Origin of the sequence: Tissierella pigra, from assembly GCF_018917845.1 — a bacterium.
Classification (GTDB): domain Bacteria; phylum Bacillota; class Clostridia; order Tissierellales; family Tissierellaceae; genus Tissierella; species Tissierella pigra.
The window spans coordinates 2135675-2147769 of record NZ_JAHLPJ010000001.1; the positions used below are offsets into that span (position 1 = coordinate 2135675).

Genomic DNA, 12095 nt, shown 5'->3' on the forward strand with positions numbered 1-12095 from the left:
TCAAATAAATTACAACCTCATTACATATTTGTAATAAAACAAAAAACCATGAATAATCATGATTTTTAAAAGTAAATACTAAATGTAGTTTTTCCATTTAGAACAGATTTTACTGTAATATTATGCGATAATAAGTCTAAAATTTTCTTTGTTATATAAAGTCCTACACCACTAGATTCTCCATATATCCTTCCATTTTCTCCTGTATAAAAAATATCAAATATCCTGTCTATATCACTAGAGGGTATTCCTATTCCTTCATTTGTTATATTTAAAATAGTATATTTAGTATTAATTTCAATATCAAATATTAATTTGCTATTTTTCTTACTATACTTTATTCCATTGGTTGTAATTTGATAAATAACATTTTTAATTTGCTTTTTATCTGTAAAAACAAATATATTTTCATTAATATTTACAGAAGGATAGATTGAATTCAAAATAAAAAAATCCTTTAATCCATTAATAACTTCTACCACTACAGTTCTTAAATTTATCTTTTCAATTTGCATATCTTTTTCAATGTCACTTAGTCTTAAAAAATTTAAAGTCTGAGATAGATAATAATTTAAGCTATTTACTTGAATTAAGACCTTTTTGAAATCTTCATTTTCTCCATTGTTTTGGGAAATCATGCTGATTACAGATAAAGGTGTTTTCATTTGATGAATGCTCTGATCTATAAATGTTTTATATTCTTTTTGAATACTTTCTAGCTCTAATACTTTGTTATTAAATATTTTAAAATATTCTCTTTGATTTAGTGAAAATTCTTCTTCTAAGCTTGATTTCGGATTGTTTAATAACATATCTTCAAGTTCCTTAGGTTTATTACATAAAATATTATAAATTCTATAATTTCTAAAATATTTAATAAATAAAAAAATAAATAGCTGAAAAAAACTTAAAAAAACAAAGTATTTAAAATTGTTTTCAATTCCTCCTAAAACCTCAATGATAACCCCTAAGCATATAAACACCGATATAAATAAAATTATAAAGGAAATATGATGTTTTATAAATAATTTCATTTACTGAACCTCCACAAGCCTATACCCTATCCCTCTTACAGACTCAATAAAGAATCTTGCATCTACCTCTGTCAATCTTTTTCTAATCCTTGTAATGTTTACATTTAGAGTATTTTCTTCTACGAACATTTCATCATCCCATAAAGCCCTTAGTAATTCTTCCCTAGAAATAACTTTAGGATAATTTTCTATAAATAAAGATAATAGTTCAACTTCCTTTTTAGTTAATCTTACTTCTTCATTGATATTCTTCAATGTTAGGGATTCACAATGTAGAGTTACATCCTTTAGGCTTAAGATTCTCTCCTTATTCATATGACTATAATCTCCATAAGCCCTTCTAATGTTTGCATTTATTTTTGCTATAACTATGTCTAATGAAAATGGTTTAATAATATAGTCATCAGCACCATTATCCATTGCATATACTTGCTCTAAATCTCCCGTTCTAGCAGATATAAATATTATAGGTAGATTGGATATATTCCTAATTTCTCTACACCAGAAAAAACCATCATATACAGGTAAATTTACATCTAAAAGGATTAAATCAGGTTCATATTTATTAAACTCATCTATTATATTTTCAAACTGTTTTATTATAAATACTTCGTAATTATATTTTTCAATATAAATTTTTAAACTCTCAGCTATAGAAATATCGTCTTCTATAATCATAATTTTATACATAATATTCCTCCTAGATTTATAATAAATTCCATATAAAACTATAACCTATGTAATTTACTATATAACTTACTTGATCAGTATGTTTCTTTCTAAAATCACTAAATTTTTCAGAGTAAAACTGACTCTTAATTTAATTATGCTACTTATCTGTATTATTATTAACTTCATTTATAAAGAACATATATCTAATTCGATAATTTTTCTTTTTAAAAGTAATGTGTACGATAAAGAATTCATATACATTATATAAACTCTAAACTAACAAATCAAGCTATCATTCCATTTGTACAATGCTGATTATCATATTTGGTTTCTATATTTAGTTTTTAATTATAAAGTACAATACTTTTCATTTAGAATACAAAAGACTATGATAAATTGATAATCCATCATAGTCTTTTTTAGTAAGTCCTTTATTTATAATATTTACCTGTACATTCTTTGATTTCCACCTCAATAACCCCTGTTCCCTTTACCATATTCTTAGGCAGAACTTCCCCAGAAAATTGAGGAGTATATTTATTTACTACTCTATTTAATATTTCTCTTTTTATATTGATATCCGTAAGAAGCCTTGCATGTCCTAATATAATAACACTATTATACTTAACATTTACATCACAGGCTACATCAATATCTTCACATAATAATCCTAACATTTCATGAACCTCAACACATACTTTAGAATTTAGCTTAATATTGTCGGTTTTCTTTCCCTTTGGCAATCCATGCATGTAAATTTTATCATTATAGTATACAAAATTCATTGGGACAGCATATGGAAATCCATCACTATTTTGAGTCACAAGGACACAGTCCAGTGATCTTTCCAATAAGTCATTTACTTGCTCTTTTGTTAACTGATGATTTTTCATTCTAAATTGCATAAAATTCCCCCTATTTTTTAACTCTATTCATTGTTAATCTGTAAATAAAACACCCATTTACTAATCATAAACCTTATAGTAAAATTGTATCATATACTGGATATGTTTAAAGTGCCAGTTTGATACTAAATGATGGATACAGTTTTCAAATATATTGTGAGGTGATTTTATAATTTATATTGATGAGAAATCTGAAATACCGATTTATCAACAAATCTATGAACAGATTAAGGAAGATATTATTAAGGGAATCCTGGTTGAAGGAGATAGACTTACTTCTACAAGAATATTAGCAAAGGAATTATATGTTTCTAGAAATACCATAGAGAATTCATATTCCCAACTTTCACTTGAGGGATATATTGAAAGTATTCCTGGATCAGGCTTTATTGTAAAAAATATAAATGAAGAATTTCCATTTTATCCAAATCAAGTCCTGGATGAATTACATGAAAATATAGAAAAAGATAATAATGAATCATCTTCATTTAATGATGATCCTTTATTATATAAATATAATTTTCAATATGGAATTTTTGATGATTCAATATTTCCATATTCACTATGGCGACGTTTGACTGCTAAGGCTCTTTCATCAATTGATTCTAAAAAAATCAACTTTTATAATCATAAACAAGGTGAGTTAGATTTACGAATGGAAATTATGAATTACCTTAAAGTCTTTAGGGCAGTCTCTTGTACTGCTGAACAAATAATTATTTGTTCAGGAAATCAGCATTCACTAGATTTAATATGCAAGATTTTTTCTAAACATAGCCCTAAAATTGCATTTGAAGAGCCTGGATATGATGGTGCTAGAATTGTATTTGAAAACAATAATTTTGAAGTTAATCCTATTCCTGTAAAAGCCCATGGAATAGACATGTTAGAATTAAAAAACACTTCAGCAAAACTTGTATATATTACACCTTCCCATCAGTTTCCCACTGGTGTTATTATGCCTATTCAAAATAGAATACATCTACTTCATTGGGCAACTCAGAATGATGGTGTTATTATAGAAGATGACTATGACAGTGAATTTAGATATCACTCTAGACCTATTCCTTCTCTCCAATCAATCGATAACAATGAAAGAGTCATTTATTTAGGTACCTTTTCAAAGGCATTATCACCAGGACTTCGCATGAGTTATATGATTTTACCTAAATGGCTATTACCTAAATACAATGAATTATTTAATGGATATTATCCAACAGTTCCATGGTTGCAACAAAAAATACTAAGTCTATATATGTCTGGTGGACACTGGGAAAGACACTTAAGAAAAGCACGACTTTCTTATAAAAAGAAACATGATACCTTAATACAAACACTCACTAATTTAATGGGCAATAAGGTTATAATACATGGTAATAATGCAGGTTTACACATAGTTTTAGAATTTATTAATGGAGAGAATCAAGATTGGTTGATTGAAAAAGCAAAAGCACATAAAATAAAAATTTATCCAATCTCACCATTTTGGTATATAAAAGAAAATTACTCAAACAATATGATACTTATGGGATTTAGCATGTTAAGTGAAGAAGAGATCATTGAAGCTATTACTATCTTGAAAAAGGTATGGTTTAGTTGAATGATATAAATTGTATCTCATAAATAAATCATTTATAGAACTACTGTTCCAGATGGATATGTTAATTCTGGTGTTGTAGGAGAAGATTTTTCTATTAAAAATATTAAAAGGTTTTAATCTTATTACAAGTTAAATATAACTATGTAAATTTTGCTAGATATAGAGGAGAATTTAATTTCTATTACTGGTGTTTCAGATTCATTGGATTACCAGCTTGTGTGACTACATCGGCAGAGAAACTTGACGGAATTAATGGAGTCCATATACGGCCAGGTGCAACTGCATTTACCCTAATGCCTTTACTTACTAAATTATTTGCTAATGCACGTGTAAAACCAACTATGGTAGCTTTAGTAGCAGAACCATATTAACTTATGGTCCTATTATTATATTTTATATAGTTTGCACTCCCAATTAACATTCCACTTTTTGAGAATTATTGGCGTTCTTTATTAAATCCTCTTCTATAATGTTATTTCTTGGCCAAAAGCATTTTTAATTAAAATATGCGTTTTTATATTTGAAGAAAATATTTTTATATGCTATAATCAGCTTGTAAAGGACTAAATATTAGAGGAATATAAGGGAGAGAATTTGATGTCCGAATTTGTTTTTAACTAAACCAACTAAATAGTTGTATCCTAAAAAGTATTTAAACCTATATTGTCTAGGTTTATTTGTTTATAACTTTTTTAGGATAAGTTAGAAACATGGATATCATTAAACCATACAATATATTAGAATAATTAGTGTTTATTAGAATTATTTTATATCAAATATGAATTTTTACATACCTTATATAATGTTATATTTTTTGTAGTTTAAATATTTTAATATGACTTTTAGCATATTACTTATTGGAATTCAATATAAGGTAGTATTTGACATATAATGTAAATGGTAAAAGGTTATAGTGACTTCGTGTTACTATAACCTTTTTTGTTTTTTGTTCATGTTTCTTTTTACTTTCAATATTGGCATAAATATAAACAATATTTTGTTTTTTATAAGCTATGTAATGAAATTTAAAATGATAAATATGGAGGACAACAAACAATGCTTAATTATATAGATGAAGTAAACAAGAATATAAATATTGAAGAAGGTAAGAAAGCTATAGAGAACATATTAATAACAATATACTTTAAAGAAGGGATTTCTACTAAAGAATTAGCAAGAGATAGTCTCTTACCTGTTCCTATAGTTGCAGCTATAAAAAAAGAATTTATTAAAAAAGAATTGGTTATTCAAGACCGTGGAACAAGACTTACAATAAAGGGTAGACATTTTATAGAGGAACAATTAGGGTTCAAAAAAATAAATATTGATTTATATATGAAACTATTAATAGAACCTTGGAAGGAACACAAAGAAATTATGGAAATAAGAGATGAACTACAGGAGCTCTTTGACAATCGTCCTCAGGCAGATGTCACTATAGATCAGTCAAAGTCCAGTATAGATACATCTTTAAAAAGGGCAATATTGTCTCTTAAAAATCATAACCTGGTAGGAAAAAAAATTTTGTGTTTGGGAGATGATGACCTAGTAAGTATAGCTTTAGGTTTTCTCCTAAAAAAACTTTTTAATAATATTCATCATACTACTAAAATTACTGTAATGGATATTGATAAAAGAATTATAGACTATATAAATGATATATCTATAAGAGAATCCCTCCCAATTAAGTGTGAATATGTAGATTTTAGGACTCCATTAGCGGATAATTTTAGAAATCAATTTGATTGTTTTTTTACAGATCCACCTTATACTCTTGAAGGAATGAATTTGTTTCTTTCAAGAGGGATAGAAGCCTTAAAAGACCATAGTGGGCTTACTATTTATTTTTCTTATGCTCACAAGTCTCCAGATTTTCAATTAACTATGCAAAAGTGTTTCTTTAGTATGGGACTTATAGTTTCAGAGGTAATGGCTAGGTTTAATACCTATGAAGGGGCTAGTATAATTGGGAACACAGGACAAATGATTGTTCTTAAGACTACTAATATAACTAAATCCTTAATAAAAACCTATTATAAAGGAGTTTTATATACTGGGGAACTGAAGGAAACAGTACGTTCCTATAGATGTAAACAATGTGATGAAATTATAAAGGTGGGATGTTCTGAAAAGTTTAATAATATAGAAACATTAAAATCAAAAGGTTGTTATAAATGTAATAGCCAAGTATTTGAGTTAATCCAGAGAAAAAATATGAATTAGTTAAATATAAAATAACCATAGAAAAGGAGAAGTTATGATTAAACAAAAACAATTAGGAAACCATCTTTTAATTGAATACTATGATTGTGATAGCGAAGTATTAAAAAATACATCACTAATAGAGAAACATATGATAGAAGCCGCTAAAATAGCTCAAGCTACAATTGTGGAAAGTGTATTTCACACATTTAGTCCTTGGGGAGTTAGTGGGGTTGTGGTTATTGAAGAATCACACCTAACTATTCATACTTGGCCTGAATATAAATATGCAGCCGTAGATTTGTTTACTTGTGGGAATACAATAAAGCCTTGGGTTGCTTTTAAGTTTTTAGAAGGAAAGTTAAAAGCAAAAAGAGCTGATTTAACAGAGATCTCTAGAGGAATAGTAGATCGGATTTTAGAAGATAACAAAAATCTTTTATAAATATCTTATATAACATCTTTATCATCCTCTTAAGATATGCTGGAGAATCTATCTACAAAATTTATTTGTTTAGGTTGTTTTCAAGGGTTAATTTTACTTTTGAAACAAAAGGTAATATCATAATTATTAAGTTATATAACAAGCATCACACCCGGATTTCATTAATTAATTTTATCAATATTAAATTATTTTATATAAAGATTTTTTATTATTCTTTTTTAGACCATGATGATATAATCAAAATTAATTGGAATAGCTAATTAATTTAATATGGAGGAAAAAAGATGAATATTAAACATAGTGTAGATCTAATCGAATCATATTTAGATTTAGATCGAAAACCAGTAGGAATTAAGTTTTTCTTTGATAAAGATGAATTTGATAATTTTGAAGTTCCTCAAAGAGATCGTAAAGTAACCTATTGCAATTCCGTACAGCTTGCAAGTAAAGGTAACTCTATGAAACTTACTAAAGAAAATCAAGGATGTCCTAATGGAGCAATGGCTTTAAAAATGAAAGAAGTGCCTGAGCCAATGGCAAGTGGAAAAGCAAGGTTTAGTAAAAATATTTATCATGATGTGGAAACATCAAAAAGCATCAGTGATGAAATGTTGTTCTTAAAAGAAGAGCCTGCGGGCATAGCAGTTATGCCTCTTGAAAATTATAAAGAGAATCCAGATGTTGTAGTTGTGGTGAGCAGTCCCTATAATGTTATGAGAATGATACAAGGACATGGCTATTTTAACGGTTACACGTCTAACTTAAGAACTGTTGGGCTACAAGCAGTTTGTCAAGATTTAACAACCTATCCTTATAACACTAAAGACATTAATATCACTTTATTATGTCCAGGAACTCGCCTAGTTGCAGATTGGCAAGCTGACGAAATAGGCATTGGTATTCCTTTTGAAAAGTGGTATGAAATTGTAGAAGGCGTTAAAGAAACAGCTAATCCTTTTGAAAGAGATAAAAAGAAGGAAGGTATTGAAAAAAGATTAGAAGAACGTGGATTAGATACTAGTGGTATCAAATTTAATGAGAATTATGATGATGGATCTTATACTGGCGGAAAAATTGAAATTAATAAATAGGTTTATCAAATAAAATACTTAATACTAAGAGGTAGTGTAAAATAATCTGTGCTTTTACGAAATGAAATTCTCTTTTCTGGCAAGAATCAAAATATGATTTGAACCAGAAAGGAGAATTTTTTATGTCAACATTACCAAAAGAAGTTTTAAGAAATATGATTAGTGATGGAAATTTAACAACACCAGGAGATCTTCATTCATATCTAAAGGATATGTTTAAAGATGTACTTCAAGAGATGTTAGAGGCAGAACTTGAGGCAGAATTAGGGTACTCTAAAGGAGATAAAAAGAATAAACAAACAGATAATAGGCGAAATGGCTATACCCAAAAGACTGTAAAAACTCAATTTGGTGAAATTCCACTAGAAGTACCAAGGGATAGAAATGGTGAGTTTGAGCCAATTGTAATACCTAAAAATAAAAGAGATATTTCTGGTATTGAAGAAAAGGTAATAGCTCTTTATGGAAGGGGTATGTCAACTAGAGATATACACGAACAGATAAAAGATATATATGGAATAGAAATATCAGCCGAAATGGTAAGCAAAATGACTGATGGAATAATTCCACATATAAAAGAATGGCAGAATAGACCCCTAAATCCAATATATCCATTTGTATTTATGGATGCAATACATTATAAAGTAAGAGAAGATGGACAGATAAAAAGCAAAGCAGCTTATGTAGTTTTATGTGTTAATTTAGACGGATTTAAAGATGTTTTAGGGATTTGGATAGGTGAAAATGAATCAGCTAAGTTCTGGCTTGGAGTTTTGAATGATTTGAAAAATAGAGGTCTACAAGATGTATTAATATTTAGCGTAGATGGATTAACAGGGCTTAAAGAGGCAATAAATGCAGCATATCCTAATGCAGAAATACAAAGATGTGTAATTCATCAGCTTAGAAATTCTTTTAAATATGTTAGTTACAAGCATTCAAAGGAGTTTGCTAATGATTTTAAATCAGTATATAAGGCGATAAATGAAGAAGAAGCTCTTGAAAACCTTGGGGAACTTGAAAAGAAATGGGGAGATAAATACCCACATGCAGTTAAGAGTTGGGAGTCAAATTGGGATGTACTATCTCCATTTTTCAAGTATCCTCAGGAGATTCGAACCATAATGTACACTACAAATATAATAGAAGGTTTTCATAGACAGCTAAGAAAAGTAACCAAGACTAAAACTATGTTCCCATCTGATCAAGCTCTAGAAAAGATACTTTACTTAGCTAGTCAAAATACCATAAAGAAATGGACCCAAAGATATAAAAGCTGGGATTTAATTATAAATCAACTATCCATCTTCTTTGAAGAACGAGTAAATGTCCATCTTTAATGTAATTATACTGAGTGGCATATAAAAACCTTCTAAATCTGGAATTATGGGCGTTTAAATAGCTTGTAATACTAATTTAAAGCCTATAACTCCTTAAAAAACAAAAGAGTTTTTTATAAAAGTAAAGCTAAAATCCATTTGTAAAAAGTCATAGCATCACTTATATAAAATTATTGCCAAAACTATTCATTTTAATGCATAAAATAAAATAGTCTTGGCAAAGATAAAATCAAGATATTTAGTTGTAAGTTTTATCCAGTTTAATATTTCTTGTCAGATTAGAGATGAACGATTCTCTCTAAAGCACAAAGTTATTTACATTCTCTACTAAGAATCTTATTATCTAGGAATCAAATATATATGCCTCCAGAATCTGGAGGCATATAGTTTTCATAAATTGATTTTATCATCTTAAAACTGATTAAGTAGATTTGCCATTTCAATGGCTGTAACAGCTGCATCATAACCCTTATTTCCAGCCTTTGTTCCTGCTCTCTCTATTGCCTGTTCAATTGTATCAGTCGTTAATACTCCAAATATTATGGGAATTTCTGTTTCTAATGATACACTAGCGACTCCCTTTGTTACTTCAGTAGATACATACTCAAAATGAGGTGTAGTTCCTCTTATAACTGCACCAAGACAGATAACCCCATGGTATTTATTTAATTTAGCCATTTTTTTGGCTACAAGTGGAATTTCAAAAGCACCTGGAACCCATGCTATTTCAATCTCATTTTCCTCTACTCCATGTCTCTTTAACGCATCCAAAGCTCCATCTAAAAGTTTACCTCCTATAAACTCGTTAAATCTTCCTACTATAATACCAAACTTTAACCCCTGTGCTACTAATTTCCCCTCATATATTTTCATTCCAATTCCTCCATTTTAATAAATATTATTTATGTTTAAATTCATTTAATTATATTATTTTCACTAAAACTAAGTATATGTCCTAGTTTTTGCTTCTTTGTCTTCAGATAATACTCATTTTTTTCATTGTGATTCATCTGAATTGGCTCTCTGTCTACAATTTCTATACCATAACCAGTAAGACCTGCTATTTTCTTTGGATTATTAGTCATAAGCTTTGCCTTTTTCACCCCTAAGTCTGATAGAATCTGAGCTCCAATTCCATAATCCCTTAAGTCAGCTGGAAAACCTAAAGCTAAATTAGCTTCAACTGTATCCATACCTTGATCCTGTAACTCATAAGCTTTAATTTTATTTATAAGACCTATTCCTCTGCCTTCTTGCCTCATATAAAGAAGAATTCCTCTACCTTCCTCTTCTATCTTTTGCATGGCAGCTGCAAATTGTTCTCCACAGTCACATCTTAATGAACCAAAAGCATCTCCTGTAAGACATTCTGAATGAACTCTTATAAGAACTGATTCACCGTCTGAAATCTCTCCCTTTACAAGAGCTACATGATGTTCTCCATTTAAGATATTTGCATATCCAATCATTTTGAACTCACCATATTTTGTAGGTAGCTTTGCTTCAGTTATCCTTTCTATAAAAGTTTCATTCTTTCTTCTATAGGCAATCAGGTCTGCTATGGTAATTATCTTTAAATCATGTTCCCTTACAAATTCCATAAGCTGAGGAACTCTAGACATAGTTCCGTCTTCGTTCATTATTTCACATATAACACCAGCAGGATATAAACCTGCCATCTTACACAAATCCACTGCAGCTTCTGTATGTCCTGCTCTTTTCAATACTCCACCATCTTTAGCTTCCAACGGAAACATATGCCCAGGCTTTTTAAAATCTGCCTCTGTTGAATTAGAATCAAGAACTTTTCGTACGGTAACAGCCCTCTCATAAGCCGATATTCCTGTTGTTGTTTCAACAGCATCAATTGAAACAGTGAAGGCAGTCTGATGTGAGTCTGTATTTCTCTCTACCATTGAGAGAATATTTAATTCAACTAGTCGCTCCCTTGTAGCTGGCATACATATCAAACCTCTACCGTACTTTGCCATGAAATTAATAGATTCTGGAGTTACCTTCTCAGCGGCCATTAGAAGGTCTCCCTCATTCTCTCTATCTTCATCGTCTACTACAACTATAATCTTTCCTACCCTGATATCTGCTATTGCTTCCTCAATTGTATTAAACTTATTCATTTTCTTCCCCCATTTATTTTTATGAAAATCCATGTTTACTTAAAAAATCAAAATCTATGTGGTTTTTAACTGAAGTTTGATCTTTAGCCCCAATGAACCTTTCGATATATTTTCCTATCATGTCACATTCTAAATTTACCCTATCTCCAACTTTCTTACGAATCAGAGTAGTCATATGTTTAGTGTGAGGAACAATGGAAACCTTGAATACCGAATCATCTATATAAGCTACTGTAAGACTAACACCATCTATAGCTATTGAACCTCTCTGAACTATATATTTTAAAATTTCAGATGAGGTTGCAACTGTAATCCATACTGCATTATCTTCCTGTTGAAAATTTACAATGGTTCCAGTACCATCAATATGACCACTGACAATATGTCCACCCAACCTATCACCTAATCTTAGAGCTCTTTCAAGATTAACTTCATCTCCAAGTGAGAAGTTTCTCAGATTACTTCGTCTTATTGTTTCTGCCATTACATCTACACTAAATCTTCCACTATCAAAGAAATTTATAGTAAGACATACACCATTGGTACATATGCTATCACCTAACTTTACTCCTTCCAGCACCTTATTTGCCTTAATTGTTATTCTAGATGACTTTGTAGATTTAATAATAGATTCAACTTTACCAATTTCCTCTACTAATCCTGTAAACATC

The 12095-nt window shown here is 29.4% G+C and carries 12 protein-coding genes; 5 read left to right on the forward strand and 7 right to left on the reverse strand.

Going from position 1 to position 12095, the window contains the following annotated elements; translation table 11 throughout:
- Positions 1-65: 65 nt before the first annotated feature.
- From KQI41_RS10465 to KQI41_RS10475, 3 genes are all read right to left on the reverse strand, one after another.
- A complete protein-coding gene (locus KQI41_RS10465) occupies positions 66-1034 on the reverse strand; it encodes a sensor histidine kinase (RefSeq protein WP_154439709.1) in 969 nt (322 codons plus the stop codon).
- On the reverse strand, positions 1035-1724 hold the full coding sequence (locus tag KQI41_RS10470) for a response regulator transcription factor (RefSeq protein ID WP_154439708.1): 690 nt from the start codon (positions 1722-1724) through the stop codon (positions 1035-1037).
- A gap of 413 nt (positions 1725-2137) precedes the next feature.
- Complete coding sequence (locus KQI41_RS10475) at positions 2138-2611, reverse strand: pyridoxamine 5'-phosphate oxidase family protein (RefSeq protein WP_154439707.1); 474 nt, start codon at positions 2609-2611, stop codon at positions 2138-2140.
- Between the two features lie 202 nt (positions 2612-2813).
- On the opposite strand from KQI41_RS10475, the gene pdxR reads away from it, so the two are divergent.
- Entirely contained in the window at positions 2814-4211 is a 1398-nt protein-coding gene (gene pdxR / locus KQI41_RS10480) for a MocR-like pyridoxine biosynthesis transcription factor PdxR (RefSeq protein WP_483414787.1), read from the forward strand.
- A 181-nt stretch (positions 4212-4392) separates the two neighbouring features.
- On the opposite strand, the gene KQI41_RS19290 is transcribed toward pdxR, so the two are convergent.
- Positions 4393-4554 carry an SDR family oxidoreductase gene (locus tag KQI41_RS19290; protein WP_216585960.1) on the reverse strand — a complete coding sequence of 54 codons (162 nt, stop codon included), beginning with the start codon at positions 4552-4554 and terminating at the stop codon, positions 4393-4395.
- A gap of 713 nt (positions 4555-5267) precedes the next feature.
- On the opposite strand from KQI41_RS19290, the gene KQI41_RS10490 reads away from it, so the two are divergent.
- The 4 genes from KQI41_RS10490 (at position 5268) to KQI41_RS10505 (ending at position 9289) form a co-directional block, all read left to right on the forward strand.
- Positions 5268-6434, forward strand: coding sequence for a bis-aminopropyl spermidine synthase family protein (locus KQI41_RS10490; protein ID WP_154439706.1), 1167 nt, complete (start codon positions 5268-5270; stop codon positions 6432-6434).
- A gap of 34 nt (positions 6435-6468) precedes the next feature.
- Entirely contained in the window at positions 6469-6858 is a 390-nt protein-coding gene (gene speD, locus KQI41_RS10495; protein ID WP_154439705.1) for an adenosylmethionine decarboxylase, read from the forward strand.
- 284 nt (positions 6859-7142) lie between these two features.
- Positions 7143-7949 carry a DUF169 domain-containing protein gene (locus KQI41_RS10500; protein ID WP_154439704.1) on the forward strand — a complete coding sequence of 269 codons (807 nt, stop codon included), beginning with the start codon at positions 7143-7145 and terminating at the stop codon, positions 7947-7949.
- A 122-nt stretch (positions 7950-8071) separates the two neighbouring features.
- Positions 8072-9289: an IS256 family transposase gene (locus KQI41_RS10505; RefSeq protein WP_216585251.1), complete on the forward strand. Its 1218-nt coding sequence runs from the start codon at positions 8072-8074 to the stop codon at positions 9287-9289.
- A gap of 411 nt (positions 9290-9700) precedes the next feature.
- On the opposite strand, the gene ribH is transcribed toward KQI41_RS10505, so the two are convergent.
- Genes ribH through KQI41_RS10520 form a run of 3 tightly spaced genes read right to left on the reverse strand, consistent with a single transcriptional unit; the run spans position 9701 to position 12094 of the window.
- Complete coding sequence (gene ribH, locus KQI41_RS10510; protein ID WP_154442805.1) at positions 9701-10162, reverse strand: 6,7-dimethyl-8-ribityllumazine synthase; 462 nt, start codon at positions 10160-10162, stop codon at positions 9701-9703.
- A 41-nt stretch (positions 10163-10203) separates the two neighbouring features.
- Positions 10204-11424 (reverse strand): bifunctional 3,4-dihydroxy-2-butanone-4-phosphate synthase/GTP cyclohydrolase II, encoded by a 1221-nt coding sequence (locus tag KQI41_RS10515; RefSeq protein WP_154442806.1) that lies wholly within the window; start codon positions 11422-11424, stop codon positions 10204-10206.
- Between the two features lie 19 nt (positions 11425-11443).
- The gene (locus tag KQI41_RS10520; RefSeq protein ID WP_154442807.1) at positions 11444-12094 is read right to left on the reverse strand and encodes a riboflavin synthase; all 651 of its coding nucleotides are present in this window, start codon (positions 12092-12094) and stop codon (positions 11444-11446) included.
- Position 12095: the final 1 nt, after the last annotated feature.

Excerpts from the sequence above, each read along its gene's own strand:
- KQI41_RS10505 (WP_216585251.1), top strand. The coding sequence starts at position 8,072 with ATGTCAACATTACCAAAAGAAGTTTTAAGAAATATGATTAGTGATGGA.
- KQI41_RS10515 (WP_154442806.1), bottom strand. The coding sequence starts at position 11,424 with ATGAATAAGTTTAATACAATTGAGGAAGCAATAGCAGATATCAGGGTA.
- KQI41_RS10470 (WP_154439708.1), bottom strand. The coding sequence starts at position 1,724 with ATGTATAAAATTATGATTATAGAAGACGATATTTCTATAGCTGAGAGT.
- KQI41_RS10465 (WP_154439709.1), bottom strand. The coding sequence starts at position 1,034 with ATGAAATTATTTATAAAACATCATATTTCCTTTATAATTTTATTTATA.
- ribH (WP_154442805.1), bottom strand. The coding sequence starts at position 10,162 with ATGAAAATATATGAGGGGAAATTAGTAGCACAGGGGTTAAAGTTTGGT.
- KQI41_RS10475 (WP_154439707.1), bottom strand. The coding sequence starts at position 2,611 with ATGCAATTTAGAATGAAAAATCATCAGTTAACAAAAGAGCAAGTAAAT.
- speD (WP_154439705.1), top strand. The coding sequence starts at position 6,469 with ATGATTAAACAAAAACAATTAGGAAACCATCTTTTAATTGAATACTAT.
- KQI41_RS10520 (WP_154442807.1), bottom strand. The coding sequence starts at position 12,094 with ATGTTTACAGGATTAGTAGAGGAAATTGGTAAAGTTGAATCTATTATT.
- KQI41_RS10490 (WP_154439706.1), top strand. The coding sequence starts at position 5,268 with ATGCTTAATTATATAGATGAAGTAAACAAGAATATAAATATTGAAGAA.
- KQI41_RS10500 (WP_154439704.1), top strand. The coding sequence starts at position 7,143 with ATGAATATTAAACATAGTGTAGATCTAATCGAATCATATTTAGATTTA.